We start from the raw sequence: 25238 nt of genomic DNA, 5'->3' as shown, positions 1-25238 counted from the left end.
GCTGCGGCGAGATTGATCAGCGTCTCGCCGTAGGTCTGTTTTTCTTTTGCTTCTAAATTTTTAATAATTGCTTCATCGCATGATAATTCGCAGGCGCAGCTCATTTCAAGGCGGATGAGCCATGCAGCCGGATTGAACCAGTGTATTGCATTGGCAAACATCGCGAACCATTTATAGAGCAGATCATGGCGGAGTTTGTGGGTCAGTTCGTGAACAATAGCCCCTCTCAATTCATCTTCTGAAAAAATAATATCGGGAAGAATGATACTCTGTCGGAAGAATCCGATCAACATAGGCGTCTTCGCAAGGGGGTTTTGATAAATTTTAATTTTGCATCCGAATTGCTTACCGATTTGAAGTACATTTTCATCAGCTTGCCGATTAGCCTTTTTCAGCTTTGCGATGAATCTGCCGTAACTCGTTAGAGTGAATACGCAAAATGCCGTAAATCCAGCTATCCAGAGATAGAAAATAAAAGTTGTGAAACTAAAAAACTTGTAAGGGGTTGTAATCGTTGGGGCCATTACCGGCATATCGGCAGAATCTGCCGCAGGTGTGATAACCGAAACAGCCGCGGGAGAAGAAACAGTTTCAAAATACTGCACAGAATTCAATGCTGAAGCGGTCGGAATTGAAACAGCCGTCTGAGCTGTCGAAATTTTCGTTGTAGATTCGATTGAAACTGTTGAAGCAGCCGTTTGTTTGTTGCCCTCATAAATCCGGTTGAGCAGCGCGCCCTCAAACGAGAACGGCAGCACCAACCGCACCAGTGCAATCAGCCACAGATAATAGAGCACCGATTTTGAGAGCTTTTTCCTCCAGATCGCTTTTACGGCGAAACAGAGTCCCGCGATTACAGTTCCCGACAGCGAAAGGGATAATAGCAGCAATGTAAACTCGTTCATTTTTTGTCCTCCGTGTTATCCACCTTGAACATCTCCCGCAGCTCGGCAATATCATCGTCACCCAGTTTCTTTTGAGAGAGTAACGCAGCAACTAGGTCTTTCGCGCTGCCTGCGTAGAGCCGGTCGATCAGTTGCTGTGTGTTGGCAAAATTATATTCCTGCTCGGTAACGGCAGGCGAATAAAAATAAACTTCTTTCTTCTCAGTCAGAACAGCACCTTTTTGACAAAGACGGCGTAGCAATGTACGGGATGTAGAAGAATCCCAACCGCATTTTTTAGAAAGTTCTTCGGTGAGAGTCGAGACAGGTAAAGATTTTTCGGCAGCCCAGAGAATTTTCATGACCTCTGCCTCAGAATCTGTGATCTTATGGGACTTATCATTCATACGGTTTTCCCTCGCATTTATCATTTATTTTTGGCGTTACATCTGTAACTAGCTATATGTTACTACTGTAACATTTATTTGTCAAGGGGTAACAGTAAAATAATTCCGAAAATTTGTAAAGTGAAAATCGGAGTTGACAAAAGGGCGGGAACATGCTAAAATAATGCGCGTTTGCTGGCATAGCTCAGTCGGTAGAGCAGCTGATTCGTAATCAGCAGGTCGAGTGTTCGAATCACTTTGCCAGCTCCAAAACAAAAAGGAACCTTCGGAGTTTTCGAAGGTTCCTTTTTTATTATGTTATTTTTATTTCTTAATCCCGAACAAGTTCAAAATCCGATCCCAAAAAGTCTCGGTGACGGTCTGGACGGGCTCGGTCACTTCTGCCTTTTCGGCCTCGATTGCCTCTGTTTTTAACACAAACTGCACGGCGTTGACGGCGGTGTTTTTCTCTGAGACAAACGATTTGATCGCGGTATCGCCGCCCGTGAGTTCGGAAAGCATCTCGTCAATTTTGGAAATTGCCTGTTTGTCCATATCGGCAGTGCCATCTTTGAGCGCTTTGGTGCCGTTTTTATACTCCGCGAGTCCGTTCTTCAGCTCCTTAACCGCATGATTCAATGTGACCGCTCCGTCATATAGCTGCTGCGCCGACGCGTTGATTTTGACAAGTCCGTTATACAAGTCCGAAGTCCCGCCGGAGAGCGTTTTAGCGCCCGCAGAGAGTTTATATACGCCGTCGGTATATTGGAAGATACCTTGTGTAAATTGCACCGTGTTGTCAAGCTGCGTCTTAACCGCAGCCATCGTCGGAATTGCGGATAATACGGCAGAATAATTATCCGGCGTCAAAGTGGGAACGCCGGTGCCCTTCAATTGTGTGTTCACCGTGTCAAACGCGGCTTGCTGAATCGACAAAGCGCCCATAACCAGTGACGAATTTTGCCCCGTCAGTTGGGCAAGCCCGTCGTTGAGGGAAGTCGTTCCGGTTTTCAAATCGGCGGCTCCCGCCACAAGCGCGGAAAGACCGTCTTTATAGGCCTTTAATCCCTCGGTATAGCTGTTGATACCGTCTGCGAGTTTCGTCGCGCCGTCCGAGAGTTTGCCCGCGCCGTCGTCAAGCGATTTCGCGGCATCGGATAACTCTGAAAACTGATCGGTATAGGCGCTTGTATCGATTCCGAGATCAAACACCATCTTGATTCCGTTGATCGTGATCGGATCCATCTCAAATTCATGCACATCCGCGGTGATCAAGATGTCCTCGGTTTTGCCGGGAAGTACGATATACGATAATTGGCGGCTTCCTGCGGCCTCCGCTGCCGTTGCGCCGTCGGCTTTGATGTTATTACAAAGCGTCTCATCCAGCGTCACTGCGATTTGAAGTGCAAAATTTTCGGAAAAGCTGCTTTGAATGACGTTGTTCTTTGTGACGGAGAGCTTGATTTCCAATGGGCCGCTTTTTCCCGCCAGCTGCGACGGAGAGATCTCCGTGCCGTTCAGAAAGTATTTGATCGCAATTGTCCACGGCAGGTCCTTCGACGCAAGCGTACCTTGATAGGAAAACCGCTGTGCGCCGGACTGCGCGGTGACGGTATCGCCGCTTTGGGTGATCTTCACGGTATCGGTCAGATTTTTGATTTCGGTGTAATTGCCGTAGTCGGTGAATTTGCCGCTGCCGAAGATATTCACGACATAAATGTTTTTGACAGAGCCTTCTGTATTCAAAATACCGTAGACAACTTCTTCTTTTCCGGTTGAATTCGTGTTGGCATCAGTCACTGTCGCAGTCCCGGATTGAACAGTCGCGGACTGCACAGCCGGATTTGACGGTGTACCCTCACCGGAAAAAGTCGGGATCAGCATTGCGGTAAGAAAGGTCATAGCCAAAAAGGCCGAGAGAATTTTTTTCATATTTGCGGTTCTCCTTATCGCTTTTCGTCAGTTTTTTCTTTGGAATTTAAAGTAGTTTTTTGAATGATTTTATCGAACAACACCAGCAACTCCGGCAAGACACAGATGACCATAAAGAATGACAACAGCGTTCCTCTGCCGAGCAAAGTGCCGAGTTCCGATATGATGGGGTTGGTGGAGGTCATGGCCAGAATGAAACCGGCGGTCGAGAGAATCGCCGCAGAAGTCAGCACGGCGGGCAAATTGCTGCCGAGCGTGGTTTTCATGGCCTCCTTTTTCGGAAGGGTTTTTCGGTTGTGCAGATAGCGGTCGGTCATCAAAATCGCATAATCGACCGTTGCGCCGAGCTGCACCGTGCTGATGACCAGATAGCCGATGAAGTTGAACGACTGCCCTCCGAAATAGGCGAACGAGAGGTTGACCCAGATGGCGGTCTCGATCGTAAACAACAGCAGGAACGGGACGGTGATTGACTTGAATGTGATCAGCAAGACCACGAATATCCCGATGATCGCAATCAAATTGACCACGGTGGTATCGGTTGAGACGACGTTTTTGATATCGTATAATACGGCGCTCTGTCCCGTCAAATAGGAAGTGTCATAATATTTTGCCGTGATGTCCGTTATTTTCTGTACGGCGGTAAAGGTCATGTCGCCCTCTTCCGGAAGATCGGTATACAAAATGATCCGGGCATAATTCTTCGAGTAGAATTGGTTCGCGACATCGCCGGAAAGGTATTCGGGCGGAATCTCCGAATCGACGGCATTTACATAGGAAATCACCGATGTCACATGCGGGACATTCGAAAGCTCATTGCAAAGTTGCTTTTCGGTACCGGCGTCGCCTCTTTTCACTAAAAGTACGAGCTGGTTTTCGGTTCCGAATTTGTCGTTGATCGCCGTATTGTCAACGGCGACCCTCGACACATTCGCAATTTCGCTCATGCCGTATTTAAAACTGACCCGCGACTGCGCAAGGAAGCAGGGGACTGCGACCAGCACGGCTAAAATCAAAATCGGTGTACTGATTTTCATCAGTACCTTACCCGAATTCTTCAGGTTGAAGAAAAAGGGCTTATGTTTGGTCTTATCGATCAATTTATAACTAACGAGCGTCATAGCCGGCAGGAATACCATGACGGATATAAAGCTCAGCGTGACGCCTTTGACGAGCGAAGCGGCTAAGTCAAACCCGATTCCGAAGCGCATAAACGCCAGCGCTGCAAAGCCGATCACGGTTGTCGCGGCGCTTGCGGCGACCGCAGCAAATGATTTTTTAATTGCCCGTTTCATTGCTTCCTGCGGCTCGTATCTCTGCCGCAAGTCTTTAAAACTGTGCATTAAGAAGATCGCATAATCGAGCGAGACAGCCATTTGTAAAATGGGGCTGATGGCATTGGAGATAAATGAGACCTGTCCGAAAATCAGGTTGCTGCCCATGTTGATCACAACCGCAATGCCGATGGAGAGCAAAAATAAAACCGGTTCAATCCACGAAGACGTGGACAAGACCAGAATCAAGATGATGATCGGAATCAGAATTGCCATCGCTTTCACGACTTCGGACGTCGACATCTCCTGTGCGGCGGCTGTGTTCACGGCGTCTCCGGATATGGCGTTGCCGCCGTCGCCGATCAGGGCTTTGATAGCGCTGACGGTGCTCTGTTCCTTGCCGTTTTTAATCGAAACCGAAAACAGCGCGCTGCCGCCGATATAATAATTCTTCACAAGACCCTGATCCAGATATTCGAGCGGAACGGAGCCGAGCGTCTCTTTGCCGACCGCATCATCCAGCCATGTCACCGAGGTGACGCCCCTGACCTCGGCGAGCTTCTCTTTGTATTCGAGCGCTTCGCGTGCGGTGACATTATTGATCATCACACGGGCATTAGGAAGTTCGCCGGAGAACTCAGACGTCATAATATCCAATGCCTGCGTCGACTTTGCGTCTTTGGGCAGATAATCCTTCAGATCGTAATTGACAGAAACCAATCCCGAGAGAATTCCGCAAATAATCGTGACGATTCCAAAAAAGATGATGATGGTCTTTCTGTATTTGGTAATCGAATTTGTCAGTATACCCATGATAAACCTCGTAATAAATAATCAACATACTGTTGCAAAAAAGTAATATGTTTAGTATAATAGCACCATGGCGCGCAGTCAACATACAGATATTTTTAAAATGTCTGTTGCTAAACGCAGGATGCCTTCCGTGTTGGATAAATGACAAAAACAACTAAAATTTTTATTGGGGATGAGAACCGGATGAAGAGCGAAAAAGACGACCGCAGGGTAAAGTATACAAAAATGGTATTAAAAGACAGCTTTATCAAACTGCTCGAAAAAAAGGACATCTCCCAGATCACCATCAAGGAAATCTGCGAAGACGCCGACATTAACCGTGCGACTTTTTACGCGCATTATAACGACCAATACGACTTGATGCGCAAAATTGAAGAAGAGCTGCTCGAAAACGTGAGTTCGTATCTCTCCGATTATATGCAGAGCAAGCCGAGCGTCGATTTTGTCGGCATGATTGAAAAAATTTTGGAGTACATCAAAGAAAACGCTGGGCTTTGCAAGTTGCTTTTAGGCGAGCGGGGCGACCTGGATTTTCAAAAACGGATCATGATGTTTGTCTATGACAAAAACATCAATCAACTCATCAGCAACGACGCCATTCTGAAAGAAGATGCCGATTATATTTATTCATTCACCATCACCGGCTGTGTGGGTATGATCCAAAAATGGCTCGAGGGAGACATGAAAAAGACCGCGCGTTCCATCGCCGAGATGTTAGTCAAGATCACAACGGGAATTCCGCAGTCCTACTTAAAAAACAAAATATAATTTGGCGTTTCATCATATTAAATTCATAATTACCGCAAAATGATATAACGCACGTCTTATAAAATCAAATCGAAAACGAAGGGAACGAAGCGTTTTCAGAAGGACGGTGGTTTCATGAGAATCGCCTTAGTTCCCGCATACGAACCGGAGCAGCTGCTCGTCGGCCTGACAGAGCGGCTTCTGGAGTCCGGCTTTCAAACGGTTGTCATCGACGACGGCAGCGGCGATGCTTACGGGCAGATATTTTCGGCGGCAGGAAAACACGCCGTCGTTTTGGCACATGATAAAAATAAAGGAAAAGGCAGCGCGATCAAAACAGGGCTTGCTTATATCAAAGAGACTTTTCCTGCGTCCAGCGTCATCGTGACGCTGGACGCAGACGGTCAGCACAGAATCGAGGATGCGATCCGGGTCTGCGAACAAGCGGAAGCAGATGATCATTGCCTTGTTCTCGGCTGTCGGTCACTTAAAAAGATGCCTGCGCGCAGCCGGTTCGGCAACACGGTTACACGGTTTATTTTTCATATGTCAACCGGTGTCAAAGTCAGTGATACCCAGACAGGCCTTCGGGCTTTTTCGGCGGCGTTAATCCCGTTTATGCAGAGTATCGAGGGCGAGCGGTACGAATATGAGATGAACGTGCTGTTAGAGTGTTGCCGAAATGAGATACCGTTCAAGGAGGTTGAAATCGAGACCATCTATTTTGAAAACAACGCGCATTCCCATTTCAGCACCATCCGCGACTCTTATCGGGTCTATCGCGACATTTTCAAATTTGCCGCTTCGTCTTTCACGGGATTTATCATCGATTATGCGTTATACAGCTTGCTTGCGACTTTGACTTCAGGCTGGGCAATCGGCGTTCCGTTTTCGAATATCACTGCGCGGATTGTCAGCGCAAGCGCCAATTTTGCTATTAATAAGCGCTTTGTTTTTAAGAACAAAGACAGTGCGGTCAAAACCGGAGCACAGTATTTTCTCCTCGCCGCCTGCATCATGCTGATCAACACGGTTTTGTTGACATTGTTGGTCGACAACGCAGGCGTCAACCGGTATGTCGGAAAGATTTTTACCGAAATCACATTTTTCCTTTTCAGTTGGATTGTACAGCGCTTCGTGATTTTTAAAAAGAAAAAGCACGTGGATAGGGCGGGGGAATAACGTATGTTTAAAAAGCCATATCGTTGGGCGGCGCTTTACGCCGCAGTACTGATCTTATTCACCCTGTATGCGGTGCTGGACACTTTCGTCATTCCCAGAACCTATGCTGTCGTAGAACCGAATTCGCAGACGGAAAGCAGTTTATCATATTCTTCAAGCTCCGCAGTGAATGATAATAATTCATCTTCATCTTCAGCGGAAACCGTTTCTCAATCCGAGTCATCAAAATCCTCCGTCGTTACCGATCCGATTGTCACCGCCAGTTCCTATCAAGATGCAAACATCAGCATTAAAATTACCGCATACCGCAAATACGGCACTGATATTTATGTGGCTGATGTCGTCGTTTCTGACGCAAGCTATTTGAAAACGGCATTTGCTCAAAGCACCTTCGGCAGAAACATCACCGAAAAGACCTCGGTAATTGCCGGAGAGACCAATGCAATTTTAGCGATCAACGGGGATTATTACGGCGCACGAAAAACCGGTTACATCATCCGCAACGGCGCCATATACCGCAGCACTTCGTACGATTCTTCGCAGCAGGATCTCGTCATCTATGCAGACGGTTCGTTTGGTATCATTACCGAAGGTGAGATAAGCGTGGAGAAGTTATTACAAAACGGCGCAGTACAAGTGCTCTCGTTCGGTCCTGCATTGATTCAGAACGGAGCAGTCGCGGTCAGCAAAAACGAGGAAGTCGATAAAGCCATGATCAGCAACCCGAGGACTGTACTCTGCATGATCGACGATCTGCACTATCTGTTGGTCGTCGCAGACGGCCGCACAAGCGAAAGCACCGGACTCTCACTTTACGAAATGGCGCAGTTTCTCCAAACTCTCGGCGTCAAAACCGCTTATAACCTCGACGGCGGCGGTTCCTCGACGATGGTATTTAACGGTAAAGTTATTAATAATCCCACTACGAACGGGAGACAGATTACCGAAAGGAGCGTGAGCGACATTGTCTGCATCGGTTATTGAACTAAAAAAACGGAAAATTCGCAAAACCGTAGGAGTCTATCTCGGTATCACGGCGTTCTGTGTATTGTTTAGCACGGTCTACGAACACTTCAGCCATGGGGTAAATTCCAATGCAATGATCTTCCTATTCGCTTATCCGCTGGCCGGCGGTGTATTGGCTTTCGGTTTGCTTGGCCTTATTAAAAAAGCGCCCTTTCCGGGGCGCGTCAGCTACAACCTTTATAATTCGAGTATTGCCGCACTTGCAGCGGGAAGTTGTTTTACGGGGGTTCTCGAAATTTACGGAACTTCATCTGATTTGGGGACGGTTTATTGGGTTACAGGGGTCATCTTGATTGTTCTGAGCGTAATTTTTTATTTGATGTCTTTAGTTTTCAAACCTTTAACTGAGCAATAATCGCTTTATATTGTTCTTTGGTCAGCATGGCATTGATAAATTCGAGCAAGGCGTTTGAACCGATGCGTGCCGGGAGTCCGACGGCAATGGCGAACGCCCTGCGCCTTTGTGCACTGTCGGGTTTTCCGGTCAGCCCGTCGGCATAGAGATCGGCCTTGGTCAGCGATTGGAGCGGTGCAGAGCTTTCGGCGGCAAACGGCGTTAAAATCTCCTCTAAAACGGCGGTGTCAATGCCCTCGACACCGAGTTTCCCTTCTTTTGAGGCTGTTTGCTTGCGTCTTTCTTTGCCGAACACATCGGGGATGTAGGCGTGTTTGACTTTCTCTTTGGGAATGCGCCCGTTGATATACGCGCGCAGTTTGAATCCGGCGGCGTCGGAATCGGTCAAAACCAACAGTCCGCGCTTGTCTGCAAGCGCATGCAGCGCGGCGATTTTCTCGTCGTTCTTAAATACCGAAAAGCCATCAAGCGTTATGATGTTGGCGTCGGTCACGTTCTGCAGCTTAATTTTATCGTATTTTCCCTCGACGAGGAGAATCTCTTTAATATGGATCATAAATTAAGCAGGCACCGAGCAGAGATCGGCCACGAGCTTGACCAAAACGGTTTCATAATCGGCTTTTTTGCTCTTGCAATACCGATCGGCGTCCAAAGCGAGCGTTAAGCATTCGAACGCATATCCGCTGCGCAGCCGATTAGTTTGATTCCAGGCGCGCTCAAGGCGAAAAGTCTGCTTCTTCTCGTTATAGCCGAAATCCGCTGTCGCCTGAGGCAAAGATATGCCGTTTTTCTGGGCGACAGCAGCTTTTTGAAGATCTGAATAAACACTGATAATTGCTGTAATCGCCTCAAGAGGTTTTGTGCCGTTTTCAAGCAAAATGTTCAGTTTTTTCACGGCGATCTGGTTGTTTTTACCGATGAGGCAGCGCACCAGGTCAAATACCGATTCCTCGAACGGCAGATTGATGAAAAATTCTGCATCGTCCTGCGTAACCATTCCGCCCGAGGCATATGCACCAAGCTTTGCGCATTCGTTTTCGATCTGTTGCATATCCTGACGGCAGAAATCGATGATTTTATAACAGACGAAATTCTCCGCATCAGCATTGTATTTGGCCAGTTCCGATTTGACAAACCGAACAAGGTCGCTCTTTTTACGCGCTGTAAGATATACTGCCGCGCCTTTTTTTTCGGCGATTGAGGTCATTTTTTTCATGCGAGGCTGCTTTTCGGTCACACCGTCCGCGGCGGAAATAATCAAAATCGAGGAAGGCGAGAGGTCTTGGATCACCGCAACCAGTGTTTCAAAATCCTCGGAGGTCAGCGTGTCGGGCGCAAGTCCGGTTAAAACCGCAACCCTGTGCGCCGACATCAGCGGAAAACTCTGAAGACAGCCGATCAGCTCGTCCATCACCAAAAACGGCGCGTCGAACGGGCTTAAATCCACCTGTTTGGCCTCATCGGTCAAATTCTTCGAGACCAGCGTTTTGACGTACCGGCTTTTTAAAAGTTCCTCGTCGCCGAAGAACAGCCAAAAATTCGGCATATTCTGCGCTTTGATCAGCTTATTCAGTTCGGTTTCCGATTCAATTCTCATTATTTATTTACTCCCGGTTCAATTCCAAAACGACTCTGCGCCGACAAAAAGCCCATTAGGCTTTGTTTTAACGGTAATCAATTTATCTTCGGGGAAGGTGAAAGCATTTTCGGGCGGGTTCTCCGAGACGGTCATCAGCGTGGTGCAGTCGGGGACACATTTGCATTTGCCATCTAAAATGAAGCCGTAATCATAATGCCTATTCGGTAAAACAGGATTGCCGCCGACCAAGATCGCACTTTTATTATCGGTTATAATCTCGACATAAAATCCGTTCTCGAACAGGTAAATCTCGTATGTACCGTGCCCGTAACAGTCGACCGAGATGTGATCGGAAATTACGGTTTCAATTTCCTCATCGGTCGGCTCAAACGCGACAATATTCTGCGCAAGGAGTAAATCCGTCAGACCTTCCGGTTCAATGGCATAAACCGATTGTGGACTCGGAAGCACTAACATCAAATTCGCGTTTTTGCTGTATTTTTTCACATGGGCTTCGAGCTCGTCCTTTGCAAAACCGTTGTTTCCGCACCCGATTATAATATACCCCACGCCGTCCCGGATTGCAAGCGCGCTGCCGCTTTCGTCGGAAAAAATCGCTGTCGTCACGGTCTCATAATTCAGGCAAATCTGGCCGACGACTCCGCCGCTCACAACCAACACCGCACATAAAATGCAAAGTAGCGTCTTTTTTCTGATCGCACCGGTGAGCATGCAGATGATAAACCCGATCAGCGCGATAATAATCACAAAAGATAAAATCCGATATCCCGACGGAAGCGTTGTAAAGGGCAGAGCGGCAATTTTTTTAACCACGAAGTAAAAGGCGTTGATCAGAATCTTTGAGGAGCCTTTCAAAATTAAACCGATAACCGGAATGTTTGCTCCGAAAACCGCAAGAATAAAGACCGGAAGCATTATGGCGGCGACCGGACCGAGCAAAAGCGTAGAGAGAGAGGCCATGGTATTGATTTCTCCGAAGAACGCAAGCAAAATCGGCAGGACGAACAACGAAGCGGCGAAACTGACGATAAGTGAACTCAATATGTAATAGGTAATCCGCGATAGTAACTTCGGAACTCGATTGAAACAGAAGTTTTTAATACCCTCGTTATATTGATTCATAAACAGCAGGATGCCGAATGTGGCGCTCACCGAAAGCAAAAATCCGACGTCAAAGCAAAAATAGGGTCGGATAAACAGCATTAACGCCACCGAGACGCCCAATGAGTTCAGCGGATCGGAGCTTCGCCAGAGCATTTGCCCTAAAAATAACAAAACCGTCATGATGCCCGCTCTCGTCACCGAAGGAGCGAATCCCAACAGTGCCATGTAAAATAATAAAAACGACATGGTTAAAATCGACGAGAGCCAGCGTTTTAAACGGAGGTGGCGCAATACGAAAAAAACAGCCAGTGCAAAAAAGGTGGTGTGCGAACCTGAGACCACGAGCAGATGGATGACACCCGCGTCCCGGATGAGATCATAATCTTCCTGAGATATGCCCGAGTCATCCCCGATCAGAATCGCTTTGACAAAAGCGCTGTCCCGACCGTTGAAGGCCGAATCGGCATGGGTGCGTACAAAAATTCGGACCGACTGTAAAAGCTTTGCAACCTTGTGACCGTCGGTGTGTTCCACATCGGTAAAACCCTCATAGCAAGTGCCGGTCACGAAAATACCCTTTGAGGCATAAGTTTCAACCAGATCAAAACCTCTGTAAACATTAGGTGAATGCAATTCTATTTTTGCGGTTACGGTGTCTCCGAAAGCGGCGGTTTCAACGGAATATAATATAATAAAAAAATGCTGCGGGAGATCGGTATTTCCGTTTTCATCAATTACACACTCGGTTTTTAAAGTGAACCTTTTGATATTTCCGGCGTTTTCGGTGTCTGAGGCAACCCAACCGGTGATGGTATAGGCCTTTCCCGCGAGCGAAGTGACCGGTTTACGAAAAAACTGCTGCTGCACATAAAACATGCACAACAGCAGTCCGATGATGATAAATACGATATTAAAGGGTAGCCCACGCGTACGCTTGAAACATAACAGCACCACAGCGGTCAGAATTAGTAAAACACCCGCTGCGAGTGCTATGAAATCGGTGGCGAAATAAGCAACCGCAATCAGGGCCCCGAGACCGGCCAGACCGCTCCACGCGAACAGCCGTATTTTCATTTTTTACTTAAAGAACAGGGGAAGCGGCTCCAAGAAGAGAATGTCTTTGCGTTCAGCGGCTTCGCCCTCGGCGAGCACTGCCATTTGACCGCAGATTACTCCTCCCGCTTTTTTGACAAGCGTATCGACCGCTTCAAGAGATTTTCCGGTGCTGATGACATCGTCGACGACCAAAACCCGCTTGTTCTTCATTTTCGCGGCTTCTTTGCTGTCGATGAAGAGCTTTTGCACGCTTTCGGTTGTGATCGATTTGACCTCGACAGAGATCGGGTCTTTCATGTAGAGCTTGGCACTCTTGCGGGCGACCAGATAGGGTTTTCCGCTCATCTTCGCCATCTCATAGGCCAGCGTAATGCTTTTGGCCTCAGGGGTCAGAATGATGTCAAACTCCGGCGCTTTTTTGAGCAGCGCTTCGGCGCAGGCAATGGTCAGTTCCACATCACCGAGCAGGATAAATGCCGCGATATCGAGCTTGTCGTTGATCGGGCAGATCGGGAGCTGCCGTTTGAGTCCCGCAATGGTCATTTCATAAAATTCAGGCATTATTTGTTCTCCTTTTATCACACAATTTTAGCGCCGAGTTTTTCATCGCAGAGAAGATGGAAATGCAGATGCATCACGCTTTGGCCGGCTTTTTCACCGCAGTTGTTGATCACACGATAGCTGTCAAATCCCAGTTGCTTCGCGATTTTCGAGATTGCTTCAAACACCGCGGCGACCGCGCCGGAATTGCTTGCATCGATCTTGTTGGCACAGCAGATATGCTGTTTCGGTACTACAAGAATATGGATTTTAGCCTGTGGGTTGATGTCGTAAAAGGCAAACACCTTGTCGTCTTCGTAGACCTTTTTGCTCGGAATCTCACCGGCGATGATTTTGCAGAAAATACAGTCCATCCTGTGCCTCCTATTTCCCTGCGGATATGATATCCTTCGCTTGTGAAAGCGCTTTGTCGATCAACGCCATATCCTTTGCGCCCGCCATGGCGAAATCGGGGCGTCCGCCGCCGTTTCCGCCGGTGACCTGCGCGACCGAACGGGCGATGTTTCCGGCTTTCAAACCGTTTTCAACCGCTTTCTTGGAGCATCCGACCGCAAACAGGCATTTGCCTTCGGCAATACCGGCTAAAACAGCCACGAGCTTTCCGTCGCATGAACGGTCGGTCAGTTTTTCGATCATCTCCTGCAGCATCGCGGCGTCGCTGTCTTCAAGACGAGCGGTGACCAGTGTGACATCGCCGACTTTTGCCGCACCCGAGAGCATGGAGTCGATCTGCATCATCGCGAATGCGGAACGCAGCTTATTGAATTTTTGAATTTGTTCGCGACTTTCTTCGAGCAAATGCGAGATCTTGTCTGGAATACCCGCACTGTCTTTTAATTTTAATTGCTCGCTGACACTGTCGAGCAGGTTCTGTTTTTCGGTAAAATAATCGAGCAGATTTTTTCCGGTGACCGCTTCGATGCGGCGCACACCGGCAGCGACAGAACTCTCTGAAATAATCTTGAACGCGCCGATTTTGGCGGTGTTGTCGATGTGGGTTCCGCCGCAGAGCTCCGTCGAAAAGCCCTTTACTACGACCACGCGAACAGTTGCACCGTATTTTTCACCGAACAGCGCCATCGCACCGATCTCACGGGCTTTGTCAATCGGCATTTCGGTAACCGTGACGGGCAGCGCGGCAAAAATCGCGTCGTTGATTAACGCTTCAACCTTCTTAAGTTCTTCTTCCGAAACGGCGGAGAAATGCGAGAAGTCAAAACGCATCCGGCGCTCGTCGACAAGCTGGCCGGCTTGATGGACATGATCGCCCAGCACTTTACGGAGTGCCGCTTGCAATAAATGCGCCGAAGTGTGGTTTCTCATCGTGGCGTGGATCAACTTTTCATCGACCTGTGCGTGCGCTTTGCCTGCGGAAATCATGCCGCTCCTGACAAATCCGTAATGCAGCAGCTGTCCGCCGGGGGCTTTTTTGGTATCTGTTACTTCAAATACGCCGCCGTCCTGTGTGATTGTGCCCCTGCTGCCGACTTGGCCGCCGCTCTCGCCGTAAAACGGGGATTCATCGCAAATGACAACGCATTTTTCACCTTCCATTGCGGCGGAAACGGCGTCTGCGTCTCCGATCAAAACCAAGATATTGCAATCGGTCTCAATCTGTGAATAACCGATAAATTTCGTCGTCGGTTGAGCCGCGACGGTTTCATTGGTCTCCCAGCCCAGAATCGCGGAATTTGTTCTGGCGGAACGGGCAGTTTCGCGCTGCTTGTCCATCAACGTTTTGAAGCTGTCCATATCAATCGTAATATTACGCTCCTCGGCGATCTCACGAGTCAGATCGATCGGGAAACCGAAGGTGTCATAAAGTTTAAAGGCATCGGCACCGTCCAAAACGGTTTTTCCGGCTTTTTCGAGTTCGGAGAGAAGTTCGTCGAGCATCTGGCTGCCGCTGTCGATCGTGGCATTAAAGCGCTTTTCCTCTTCGGTGATCACGCGCTTGATAAACGCCGCTTGTGTGACTAATTCGGGATATGCGCCTTTGTTCTCGGCGACGACGGTGTCGCAGATTTCGGATAAAAACGGTTTGTTAATACCGAGCAGCCGCCCGTGGCGGGCAGCCCGGCGAAGCAGACGGCGCAGCACATATCCGCGACCCTCGTTTGACGGCAGCACGCCGTCACAGATCAAAAAGGTAGTCGCGCGGATATGGTCGGTGATTACGCGGATTGAGATATCTTTTTTAGCATTATCTTTATACTTTACATCGGCAACATGGCAGATATGGTCGAGAATCTTTCGAACCGTGTCGACTTCGAACAAACTGTTGACGCCCTGAAAAATGCAGGCGATGCGTTCAAGCCCCATTCCGGTATCGATATTTTTGTGCTCGAGTTCGGAATAATGGCCGTTTCCATCGGAGTCGAACTGGGTGAAGACATTGTTCCAAAATTCCATATAGCGGTCGCAGTCACAGCCGGGCTTACAGTCGGGACTTCCGCAGCCGTATTCGGGGCCGCGGTCATAATAGATTTCGGAGCAGGGGCCGCAGGGGCCGGAGCCGATCTCCCAAAAGTTATCGTCCTTACCGAGCCGAACGATGTGATCGGCGGGCATTCCGATCTCCTTGGTCCAAATATCAAAAGCCTCGTCATCTTCGGTGTAAATCGTAGCCCAGAGTTTTTCGGGCGGCATTTCAAGGACTTTAGTGCAGAATTCCCATGACCAATTGAGCGAATCCTGTTTAAAGTAATCACCGAACGAGAAATTCCCTAACATTTCAAAATATGTGCCGTGGCGCGCCGTGATTCCGACATTCTCGATGTCGTTGACACGCACGCACTTCTGGCAAGAGGTCAAACGGCGGCACGGCGGCTCGGCTTGACCCGAAAAGTACTTTTTAAACGGCGCCATTCCTGCGTTGATGAGCAGTAAGCTCTTGTCGTCAGCCGGAAGCAGCGGCGCGCTGGGCATTCTCAAATGCCCCTTGCTCTCAAAAAAAGAGAGATAGATCTCACGCAGCTCGTTAAGACCCAACCATTTCATGTATGGGACCATTCCTTTCAGCAGAGCCCGCGGGTCTTTGCCGCTGCTCTCGGTCGGTTTCACAAGGAGAAATTATATCATTATCAAGCGGTTTTTGTCAATACCAAAACCGCCGCCTTTCTCTTACAAGGAAAGACGGCGGTTTACATGAAACATTAATGAATTTATGCCTTTTTCTCGATATGAATATCGCCCTCGCAGTGTACATCTCCTTTGATTTCGCTGCAGTAGAGATCGCCCTCACATTCGACACTGCCGTTGACATCGCCGCACTTGACTTCGTCGCCCGCCGAGACATTCCCGCCGACAGCGCCGCAGCTTACACCGTCTCCGGCTTCGACATTGCCGCCTACCGCACCGCAGTTCACGCCGTCTCCGGCTTCGACAAAAGTATTGACATTTCCGCAGTTGACACCATCCCCGGCTTTGACAAAAGCGTTTACATTTCCACAATTCACGCTGTCTCCGGCTTCGACAAAAGCGCCGACATTCCCGCAGTTAACGCTGTCGTCCGCTTCCACATAACCACCCACATCGCCCTCGATCTTTGCGCTGCCCCAGATTTCCACCGAAATGGGCTTGTCCTTATAAACCTTATCTATGGCAAGGGGAATATAGAATTTATTCAGATCCTGATTCCGTTCGAACACATGTTTTGTCACCGGTTTTTTACCGATAAACTGTATCACGCGTAAGATGCCATCGTCAGCAAAAAGCATATCGACTTCCGGGACAGCAGCTTCCGGAACCCCCGGCTCACGCTGTCCGAAGAACAGATAATCGACGGTGACTCCGAAAAACGAGGCGATGCGCGGCAACAAGGCCACATCGGGTAAAGAATTGCCGGTTTCCCATTTGCTGACCGCCTGCACGCTGACGCCCATAGCGTCGGCAAGGGCATCCTGACCCAAGTCCTTTTCTTTGCGCAGGTTCTTTATGTTTTCACAGATTCTAATCTCCATTTTGTTTTGCCTCCCATATTGATTTGATTTTTCCATTGATGACGGTGTACACGTCAGGACCGGGTTATCATAAAAAAACCTTAGCCCAGAAACTTCTAAAAAGCAATCGATTGTCAGTCGAATCCGATCAACTGTCAGTTGATTTTACCATTTTGAGGGCTCTGAATCAAGTATTGAATGTCGCTTGCGGATATTGTATAATAAAGCCATAAATGAACGGAGGTCATCATTGTGCCTGACAGCAATAACACGCTTTTTTATTGGAAGCCCGCGAATGCTTTTACCGGAGCGCTGCCGCTCGGAAACGGACGGATCGGTGCGATGGTTTACGGAAAAACGACGCATGAAGTCGTAAATCTGAACGAAGATACTCTGTGGACGGGATATCCCAACTGCGACAGCGCACCTGAGAGCTCGTCACATTATGCCGACTTAAAAAAAGCGGCACTCGAAGGCAGATTCAAAGATGCTGAGGCGATTTTTGAAGAATATCTCTCGCGCGGTCACAGTCAAACCTATCTTCCGATGGGTGATCTGCTGTTGGACTTCAATCACTCAGAAAAAATAACCGATTACTGCCGTGCGCTCGAATTGGATCGGGCGGTTGCTACCGTCGATTACAAAGCGGACGGCGTCTGTTATCACCGCGAATATATCGTCTCCTACCCACATGACGCACTGGTCATCAAAATCAGCGCAGACAAGACCAAATCGGTCAATTTTAAAGTTCGTCTGCAAAGCCGCCTGCGCAGCAATGTCTATACCGTGGATAAAAGCAAGCTGTTTATCGATGGGGAGGCCCCGTCAAGCTGTTATAACCGCAACAGCGAGGGAAAAACCGTCAATTTCATGACCTACAGCAACGAACCTGAAAAACGCGGCGTTCAATTCCGCGGGGGCATCAGCGTCACGCTCGATGGGGGTGAATTGTTTGCCGCAGAGGACAGTGATTTTCTTGAGATTAAAAACGCCGACTCGGCCGTGATCTGGTTCAAAATTGCAACCAGTTTCAACGGTTACGACCGTTCTCCGTTTTTAGACGGCAGAGATTATTACAGTGTCGTAAAAAATGACCTGGACCATGTCGGCGAATACGATTATGACGCGGTTCTGAAAGAGCACACCTACGACTTTTCGGAGTTTTATCTCCGCGTCAAGCTCGATCTCGGTTCGACTCCCGAAAGCGATTTACCCACCGATGAACGGTTAATGCAATTTTTCAACAATCCGAATGATCCTTCGCTTTTTACACTTGCGTTTAACTTCGGGCGTTATCTGATGATCTCCGGCTCGCGTCAGGGCAGCCAGCCGTTAAATCTTCAAGGCATTTGGAACGATAAATTCTTCGCTCCATGGCGATCCAATTACACCACCAACATCAACACCGAGATGAATTATTGGCCTGCCGAAATGACAAATTTAGCCGATATGCATTTGCCTTTAATCGAAATGGTCAAGGATATCGCGCAGGCAGGTGTCGCAACAGCCCACGATCTTTACGGCGGAAAGGGCTTTTGTTCCCATCACAACTGCGACCTCTGGCGCAAGACCACGCCACCCGGAAACAAGGGTAAAAATATCTCTCTTTGGGCTTATTGGCCGTTTTCTTCGGGTTGGCTTTGCCGTCATGTCTGGGAACACTACGAATATAATCCCGACTTCTCTTATTTACGTGATACCGCTTATCCGATCTTAAAAGAGTGTTCGAATTTTTATCTCTCGGTACTGACCGAGACTGAGGACGGTCTTTGTTTTGCGGGAGGAACATCGCCCGAAAACCAGTTTTATGATAAAAACGGCGTCCGCTGCATGATCGGCAAATATGCAACGATGTCGAATGCCATAATACGCGATGTGTTTATCAATACTACAAAGTGTTGTGATATCATCGGAGACAAAGACTTCGCAAACCGGCTGCGTGAGACCGTTAAAAAGGTCATACCCTATAAAATCGGCTCCCAAGGTCAGATTCTCGAATATGACGACGATTATGAGGAAAACGAGCCGCATCATCGCCATATTTCGCATCTCTACGGAATGCACCCAGGTGAAGAAATTAATCTTGATCAGACCCCGGAACTGGCGCAAGCGGTCAGAAAGTCCCTTGAACTGCGGGGTGATGAGGGTACCGGCTGGAGTCTGGGTTGGAAGATCAATCAGTGGGCGCGCCAGCACGACGGCGACCATGCCTATCGGCTGATGTGTATGCAGCTGCGCTTCGTCGACCCCGATTCCCCGATGAACTACAGCAAAGGCGGCGGCACTTATCTTAATTTGTTCGACGCGCACCCCCCGTTCCAAATCGACGGCAATTTCGCTTTTGTCTCGGGGCTTTCGGAACTTCTTTTGCAATCGCGCGGAAATCTCGTAACCTTGCTCCCGGCGTTGCCCTCGGAATTCAAAGAAGGCAGCATCAGCGGTCTGTGCGCAAAAGGCGGCCTCGAGGTCTCATTGACATGGGAAAACGGAAAACTCAAGAATGCCATCTTCATGCCTAAACAAAATTTCGACGCTGTTGTCCGCTACGACGGCAAACAGGTCAAAGTCCGGTTTATCGCCGGTCAGGAAGTGACTTTTGAGGGATAAATCTCCATAAACACATCACATTATAACCATCTGCCATGGGTATCATAAAGTTAGGTTCTATACTTGTACATATAGGGCTTTTCCCATAAAGGAGGAAGTTTGAAAAGTTAATTTTTCAAACAGGGAGTTTGATCTTTTTGGAATGACCAAAAGGACCCAAACATCCCGGAGTCTGCGAAAGGTTGGATATAATGATGAAGAATTCAAGAGTATATATCGTCACCGGTGCTTTCGGGCATCTGGGCAGCACGATTGTAGGAATGTTAAGCGAACGCGGCAATGAGGTCAGAGGGCTTGCTCTTCCGGGCGATTCCTCACCGCTCTCAAAATCCACAAAAACGGCAAAAATCTATTATGGCGACGTCTGCGACATCGATTCGCTCAAAGAGATTTTCGATGTATCAAATGAAAAAGAATTGATTGTGATTCATGCGGCGGGTATCGTTTCAATTGCGACGAAGTTCAATCCGCTTGTCCAGCGCGTCAATGTGATGGGCACCAAAAACATCATCAAAAAATGCTTTGAGACAAACGCTAAACGGCTTGTCTATGTCAGTTCGGTGCATGCGATACCGGAACTCGGCAAAGGCAAACAGATTTTTGAGATCAAAAAATTCGATCCCGATGCGGTGCATGGTCTTTATGCAAAAACCAAGGCGGAAGCCACCCAGTGCGTGCTTGATGCTGCCGCCAACGGGCTTGACGCCGTTGTGGTGCATCCGTCCGGCATCATCGGTCCTAATGACTACGGCAGCTCGCACACTGCGCAAATGATCATCGATTATTTCAACGGAAAACTTGCAACCTGCGTGCGCGGCGGCTATGATTTCGTCGATGTGCGCGACGTCGCAGAGGGCACAATCTCGGCGGCAGAGAAGGGAAAATCCGGCGAGTGCTATATTCTCTCAAACCGTTATTGTTCGGTCGAAGAGCTCTTCGACGAGATGCAAAAAATGAGCGGACGCCGAAAGGCATCTGTGCTGCCGATTTGGATGGCAAAGATGTTTGCCCCGTTGGCTGAAATTTATTACAAAGCTCGCAAACAGCCACCGCTGTATACGCCGTATTCGCTCTATACCCTCGAATCCAACGCTGATTTTAGCCATATCAAGGCGGATAAGGAACTCGGTTATAAAACCCGCACCCTCGGCCAGACCCTCGCCGATACGGTCTCCTTTTTAAAGCAGACCGGCCGCATCAAACCGTTTAAGCACCACAAAGCGGCTCAATCTAAATAATTAGGAGCGATCAATGTGAATCAAAAGGACAATATCGACGTTACTATCGAAAAGGATTCAGACCTTTGCAGCGGCAGAAACAATCCCGCGCTCACCGAGGAATTCCGTGATTTCGGTTTCGGCATGTTCATCCACTTCGGACCCGATGTCTCGCTCGGAACGGTTATCAGCCACTGGATGATCGGCGCCGATGACCGGCTGGTCAACGATTTTATCGACAACGGCCCCAAGATGTTTCAAGTTGATGATTTCAACGCGAGAAAGTGGGCGTATCTGGCGCGTCAGGCGGGTGCGAAATATGCGGTTTTCACAGCTAAACACCACAGCGGTTTTTGCATGTGGAACACCAAGACCACGCCATTCAACGTCATAAACACGCCTTTAGGACGGGATCTGATGCCCGAGTACTTAAATACTTTCCGTGAGATGGGTGTAAAACCGGGACTGTACTTCTCTCCTTTTGATTTTTATTATAACTTCCGCATGAAAAACAAGACACTGCAATTCGCCACGCCGGACATGCTCCAAGAAAACGATCCCGAAATGCTCGATTACAACACCCGCCAAGTCGAAGAACTCATGAAAAATTACGGCGACATCTATTGCATGTTTTTTGACGGTCCGCCCGATACGCTTAAAACCACAGTCTGGAATAATCAAAAAAACTGCCTGATCACGCGCGGTGAAATGCAGACCCCTGAAAACGTCCTTCCTGAGGAAGCCATAGACATGGCATGGGAGGGCTGCTACACGATGGGCGAAAGCTGGGGTTATAAACCCATCGACATCGCTGATCACGGAGCCGAGCGGCATATTAAATCGCTGATTAAAATCCGCGCCCGCGGCGGCAATATGCTCTTGAACGTCAGCCCCGATCCGCACGGCGCCATCCCGCGCTGGCAGGAAGAAGTGATGCAAACGATGGGTCTGTTCAACTTCTTTTACGGCGAGGCGATTTTCGGCGTGCGCCCCTGCAAGCACGTCTGCGAAGAGGGCGAAAAGGTCTTTTATACTCAGAGTAAGGACGGCAAAACCGTTTATGCGTTCTTAATGGACGGTATTCCGCATTTTGGATATTATGGCAGATATGAGATCGCACTTAAAAAAGTCCGGGCGACCGCAGAAACCAAAGTGCGTATGGTTGGCTCGAACAACACGATCATGGAGCACCGCCCGGGTGTGGACTGCGCGTCTAATTACCGTCAAGAGGGCAAGGATTTTATCATCGAAACGATTTTATCGATGCGCCCCAGCGAAAACCGCGCTTGGAAACTGCCGGTTGTCATGGCGCTTGAAAACGTGGAATTTATTTAAATAATCGATATTTATCAAAACATCCGAGGTTTAAAATACCCCGGATATTTTTTTATGAAACCATATAATACTTTTTATTTAATCAACTCAAAAATCTGTTTTAATTCCATAAATCCCTCGGATAGCTCGTCGGCAAGCGCTTGTGAAAACACCGCCTCGCCGACGGACATCGTTTTTTCCAAACAAAACGATTTCCGATTGATAAACTCTTTGACAATACCATCCGGCAGAGTGGGGAAGTGATCTTTTTTATAGAGCTGATCAACAGATTTGAAACCCTGTTTCTCGGCATTATTCAATGCTTTTTCGGCATCGGTAAAGCGCTCGATCAATTTCTCCTTTAGCGATTGAATCCCTTCAGCCGTCGAGTTGTAAACCCGCAGCCCGTAGCCGTAATGAGAGATGCCCATATCAAAATAAAACCCAACCACATCGCTCTCGCGGTTCAGCAGCCGGAACCGAAGATAGACATATTCCTTGAGCGGCGTGTCGTGTGAAAACCGCCGGTCGGTGTAGGGTGAACTGATGCAGCGCGAGGGCTTCACTTCGAGCGCGGGATTAATTGCGGTTATGGTCGGAACCAGCGTTTCAAACAACTCCCGCAGCGGCTTACCGACAACCTCGTCATACCGCCGTTTGTTTTCGGGCAGCGCTTCGATGGTATTATTGAGCGGCAGTTCCAACCAAAACGGAATCAATTCTTTCGGAAATCCGTGAAACATCTTCAAACCCCGCAAAATTCAAAAAGTTCATTAAGATATGGATATGCTTGAATCGGCGAAATGAATTTTCCGTCATTTATCATTTGTTTTATTTGCGCTTTACTTGCCCACATGGCATCACAGGTTTCCTCCGGTTGAAGAACAACAGACGTAATGTCCACTTCCTGGCGAAACAGCCAGACATCTTTGATATAACATCCGTCATCATTTGTATGAGGTGCGCTGTATCGCTTAAACCGCTGACCGTTTTTCGGGTCAAGGATAACCCCGATTTCTTCTCGGGTTTCCTTGAGCGCCGTTTTTAAACTGTCATCACCGGCAACGGCACACCCGCCGGTCGTTTGCCAAAGACCGTGCCATACGCCGCCGGTCGACCTTTGGGAAACAAGAAATTCTCCTTTAGAATTTTGTATCCATATATTGACGATTAAATGATATTCGCCTTTTTGCATGGGTTTTCCGCGTTCTTGAAACCGACCTATTTTATTACCGTTTTTGTCTAAGATATCCCACAGTTCAGCCATTTGTTTAATTTATCTCCCTCGAATAAACTTTAAAGCGTTCTTCTCGTCGACTTCGGGATTGATCAGGTAAATTTGTTCTAAAATCCTGTTCTCGGCTTCGACCGGATCCATCTCTTCAAGTGTCAAACCCCGTGCCGCCCAAAAATCCTCCGGTGTGCAAAAAACCGTAGCATGCCAGCCGTAGGGTTTTCCGTGCTTGTCCTGTTTTTGCTTTTGCCCGCAGACAGTGAGCACCATTCTCATTTGCAGTTCAATCAAAGCGCGCTCGAAAGCCGGGCGCTCATCCGAGCCGAACCCGCCGAATTGTTTTAATTCATGCACAGCCAATACACCATAAGCGCTGATCGTGTCGTGAATCCGCTTTGAGACAGCGGCGACCGTGCCGCGCCGATATTCTTCGTCGAGTGAAAGTCCGCGCCGCACCGAGTAAAAATAGGGGTACCATTCTTTCGTGATATACCCGCTCGCGCCGAGAAACACCTTTGCGTAAGCGATATCATTTCGTTCCGAAAGCACGCGCCTATGCCATTCCCAAGGGTCGGTGTCGGGGTTTCCGGTAAACCAGCGTACCGGTGAGTCGGAAAACTGTTGACTTTCCCACCCAACCGGAACCGCCGTAAAAATCCCGTGTGAATTCCCGCCGCCCATCGAAAAACCGGCGTCTGTTAAAATACCGCAGAAATCATTGAAGTTTTGAACTTGATTCATCTATTCGCCGCTAATTTATCAAACGCCAACACCCGATCCCGGATTTCGGCGCAGTTATCGGGATTCACATATTCTAAAATAAACGGAACGCCTTCGCTGTGCTCGTGATAGAGTTTTAAAAACAGCGGCCAGTCGATGTCGCCGTCGCCGACAACACGGCCGGAAGCGTCGTTGACCTTGCGGTCCTTGCCGTGAAAATACGAGATGTACGGCGCAAGGTATTTATACATATCCTCTTCGTCGGAGTTGGCAATCAAGTTCGCCGGGTCGAGCAGCACCTTGAACCGCTTGGAACCGCACTGCAAAATCAGATCGCGGGCGCGTTTGGCGCTCGGCGCAAGATCGAGCACGCAGTTTTCGAGCGCGAGGTCCACGCCGTATTTCTCGGCCAGTTCCAGCACTTTCATCACATTGCTCTTGAAATAATTAAAATCCTTTTCATAGGTATCGAATATAATACCGCGTCTGCCCGGAATAAAACCGGCCTCGGTGGCGACCGCCGGAATGCCGTTGTCGGCGGCGATTTTAAAATAGCGCTCAAAAGTGCGCAGGTTTTGCGCTTGCTTTTCTTCATTCGGTTCAAACATGCTTGAAAAAGCACCGATAGATGCAATATAAATACCTTTATCACGAAAGGCCTTGGCAATTTTAGCGGCGAGCTCATCCGTAAGTCCGCTCATATCGGTACTGCCGTTATAACACCAGGTGTTGACTTCTTTAAACATAAAACAGAGCTCCGTCGAGACAAAGCCCAGTTCCTTCATTCGATTGGCAACATCCGCATAAGCCCAGTTCACAAATGTACGGCTGACAGCACCCACTTGAATCATATATATACCCTCCATATTGTTTTTTTCAGTGTAGCACTCCGGTTGAAAATTGTCAATGTCAACCGGATTTTCAATCCGGCGGAATTGAAAACTACGGCTGGATATGATAAAATAGCCCTGTTATCGATTTGCCGATTTTGGCAGAAACGGAGTATTTTATGAAGCATCTGCATTTGGTTTGCAACGCCCATCTTGACCCGGTTTGGCTCTGGCAGCTTGAAGAAGGGGTCGCCGAAACCCTATCAACGTATCGCGTCGCAGCCGATTTTTGTGAGGACTACGACGGTTTTATTTTCTGCCACAACGAGGCGATGTTATATGAGTGGGTCGAGCGTTATGAACCGGCCTTGTTTAAGCGTATTCAAAAGCTGGTCGCCGAGAAAAAGTGGCACATCATGGGCGGCTGGTATCTCCAGCCCGACTGCAACATGCCC

Annotated in this window: 23 protein-coding genes and 1 tRNA gene; 9 read left to right on the top strand and 15 right to left on the bottom strand. The window is 48.5% G+C overall.

The genetic code is table 11. From position 1 onward, the window contains the following. Together PKH29_08100 and PKH29_08095 are read right to left on the bottom strand one after the other, a co-directional pair. Positions 1-905 (bottom strand): M56 family metallopeptidase (locus PKH29_08100; GenBank protein ID HNX14801.1); only part of this gene is annotated, 905 nt, incomplete at its 3' end. Further along, positions 902-1291: a BlaI/MecI/CopY family transcriptional regulator gene (locus PKH29_08095; protein HNX14800.1), complete on the bottom strand. Its 390-nt coding sequence runs from the start codon at positions 1289-1291 to the stop codon at positions 902-904. The genes PKH29_08100 and PKH29_08095, both read right to left, overlap by 4 nt. Before the next feature lie 173 nt (positions 1292-1464). On the opposite strand from PKH29_08095, the gene PKH29_08090 reads away from it, so the two are divergent. Beyond that, positions 1465-1540: transfer RNA gene (locus PKH29_08090), tRNA-Thr, on the top strand. Between the two features lie 54 nt (positions 1541-1594). Here the strand turns inward: PKH29_08090 and PKH29_08085 are convergent. Beyond that, positions 1595-3202 carry a hypothetical protein gene (locus PKH29_08085; protein ID HNX14799.1) on the bottom strand — a complete coding sequence of 536 codons (1608 nt, stop codon included), beginning with the start codon at positions 3200-3202 and terminating at the stop codon, positions 1595-1597. A 14-nt stretch (positions 3203-3216) separates the two neighbouring features. Next, positions 3217-5289 carry an MMPL family transporter gene (locus PKH29_08080; GenBank protein HNX14798.1) on the bottom strand — a complete coding sequence of 691 codons (2073 nt, stop codon included), beginning with the start codon at positions 5287-5289 and terminating at the stop codon, positions 3217-3219. A 183-nt stretch (positions 5290-5472) separates the two neighbouring features. Here PKH29_08080 and PKH29_08075 point away from each other — a divergent pair, with 183 nt between their 5' ends. The 4 genes from PKH29_08075 to PKH29_08060 all read left to right on the top strand — a co-directional run bounded on the left by PKH29_08075 (position 5473) and on the right by PKH29_08060 (position 8599). Continuing rightward, positions 5473-6057, top strand: coding sequence for a TetR-like C-terminal domain-containing protein (locus tag PKH29_08075; GenBank protein HNX14797.1), 585 nt, complete (start codon positions 5473-5475; stop codon positions 6055-6057). A gap of 114 nt (positions 6058-6171) precedes the next feature. Then, positions 6172-7218: a bifunctional glycosyltransferase family 2/GtrA family protein gene (locus PKH29_08070; GenBank protein ID HNX14796.1), complete on the top strand. Its 1047-nt coding sequence runs from the start codon at positions 6172-6174 to the stop codon at positions 7216-7218. Between the two features lie 3 nt (positions 7219-7221). Further along, a complete protein-coding gene (locus PKH29_08065; protein HNX14795.1) occupies positions 7222-8202 on the top strand; it encodes a phosphodiester glycosidase family protein in 981 nt (326 codons plus the stop codon). Then, positions 8183-8599, top strand: a complete 417-nt coding sequence (locus PKH29_08060) for a hypothetical protein (protein ID HNX14794.1) — start codon at positions 8183-8185, stop codon at positions 8597-8599. Before PKH29_08065 ends, PKH29_08060 begins: the two co-directional genes overlap by 20 nt. Here the strand turns inward: PKH29_08060 and PKH29_08055 are convergent. From PKH29_08055 to PKH29_08025, 7 genes are all read right to left on the bottom strand, one after another. After that, complete coding sequence (locus PKH29_08055) at positions 8577-9155, bottom strand: DUF4093 domain-containing protein (protein ID HNX14793.1); 579 nt, start codon at positions 9153-9155, stop codon at positions 8577-8579. The two genes, PKH29_08060 and PKH29_08055, sit on opposite strands and share 23 nt — an antisense overlap. Positions 9156-9158: 3 nt before the next feature. Continuing rightward, positions 9159-10196, bottom strand: coding sequence for a DNA polymerase III subunit delta (holA, locus tag PKH29_08050; GenBank protein HNX14792.1), 1038 nt, complete (start codon positions 10194-10196; stop codon positions 9159-9161). Between the two features lie 18 nt (positions 10197-10214). Next, complete coding sequence (locus PKH29_08045) at positions 10215-12377, bottom strand: ComEC/Rec2 family competence protein (protein HNX14791.1); 2163 nt, start codon at positions 12375-12377, stop codon at positions 10215-10217. Between the two features lie 3 nt (positions 12378-12380). Beyond that, on the bottom strand, positions 12381-12920 hold the full coding sequence (locus tag PKH29_08040) for a phosphoribosyltransferase family protein (protein ID HNX14790.1): 540 nt from the start codon (positions 12918-12920) through the stop codon (positions 12381-12383). A 17-nt stretch (positions 12921-12937) separates the two neighbouring features. Beyond that, positions 12938-13273, bottom strand: a complete 336-nt coding sequence (locus tag PKH29_08035) for a histidine triad nucleotide-binding protein (protein ID HNX14789.1) — start codon at positions 13271-13273, stop codon at positions 12938-12940. A gap of 10 nt (positions 13274-13283) precedes the next feature. Then, positions 13284-15920, bottom strand: coding sequence for an alanine--tRNA ligase (alaS, locus tag PKH29_08030; protein HNX14788.1), 2637 nt, complete (start codon positions 15918-15920; stop codon positions 13284-13286). Positions 15921-16084: 164 nt separating this feature from the next. Further along, positions 16085-16882 carry a helix-turn-helix transcriptional regulator gene (locus PKH29_08025; protein HNX14787.1) on the bottom strand — a complete coding sequence of 266 codons (798 nt, stop codon included), beginning with the start codon at positions 16880-16882 and terminating at the stop codon, positions 16085-16087. A 231-nt stretch (positions 16883-17113) separates the two neighbouring features. Here PKH29_08025 and PKH29_08020 point away from each other — a divergent pair, with 231 nt between their 5' ends. From PKH29_08020 to PKH29_08010, 3 genes are all read left to right on the top strand, one after another. After that, on the top strand, positions 17114-19468 hold the full coding sequence (locus PKH29_08020) for a glycoside hydrolase family 95 protein (GenBank protein ID HNX14786.1): 2355 nt from the start codon (positions 17114-17116) through the stop codon (positions 19466-19468). Between the two features lie 194 nt (positions 19469-19662). Then, entirely contained in the window at positions 19663-20706 is a 1044-nt protein-coding gene (locus tag PKH29_08015) for an NAD-dependent epimerase/dehydratase family protein (protein HNX14785.1), read from the top strand. Between the two features lie 15 nt (positions 20707-20721). Beyond that, positions 20722-22020 (top strand): alpha-L-fucosidase, encoded by a 1299-nt coding sequence (locus PKH29_08010; protein HNX14784.1) that lies wholly within the window; start codon positions 20722-20724, stop codon positions 22018-22020. A gap of 74 nt (positions 22021-22094) precedes the next feature. Here PKH29_08010 and PKH29_08005 read toward each other — a convergent pair whose 3' ends face one another. The 4 genes from PKH29_08005 to PKH29_07990 are packed head-to-tail and all read right to left on the bottom strand — an operon-like array spanning position 22095 to position 24804. Then, the gene (locus PKH29_08005; GenBank protein HNX14783.1) at positions 22095-22742 is read right to left on the bottom strand and encodes a DUF2461 family protein; all 648 of its coding nucleotides are present in this window, start codon (positions 22740-22742) and stop codon (positions 22095-22097) included. A 2-nt stretch (positions 22743-22744) separates the two neighbouring features. After that, positions 22745-23266 (bottom strand): NUDIX domain-containing protein, encoded by a 522-nt coding sequence (locus PKH29_08000; GenBank protein HNX14782.1) that lies wholly within the window; start codon positions 23264-23266, stop codon positions 22745-22747. A 9-nt stretch (positions 23267-23275) separates the two neighbouring features. Next, a complete protein-coding gene (locus tag PKH29_07995; protein HNX14781.1) occupies positions 23276-23974 on the bottom strand; it encodes a hypothetical protein in 699 nt (232 codons plus the stop codon). After that, entirely contained in the window at positions 23971-24804 is an 834-nt protein-coding gene (locus tag PKH29_07990; GenBank protein HNX14780.1) for a sugar phosphate isomerase/epimerase family protein, read from the bottom strand. Before PKH29_07990 ends, PKH29_07995 begins: the two co-directional genes overlap by 4 nt. Positions 24805-24962: 158 nt before the next feature. Between PKH29_07990 and PKH29_07985 the strand changes: the two genes are divergently transcribed. Then, on the top strand, positions 24963-25238 hold a 276-nt coding region (locus PKH29_07985; GenBank protein HNX14779.1), incomplete at its 3' end, for an alpha-mannosidase.

It is taken from the genome of Oscillospiraceae bacterium (genome assembly GCA_035353335.1).
Lineage (GTDB): Bacteria > Bacillota > Clostridia > Oscillospirales > JAKOTC01 > DAOPZJ01.
The sequence above is the reverse complement of the archived record's forward strand: the minus strand, read 5'-3'. Positions and strand labels throughout refer to the sequence as shown.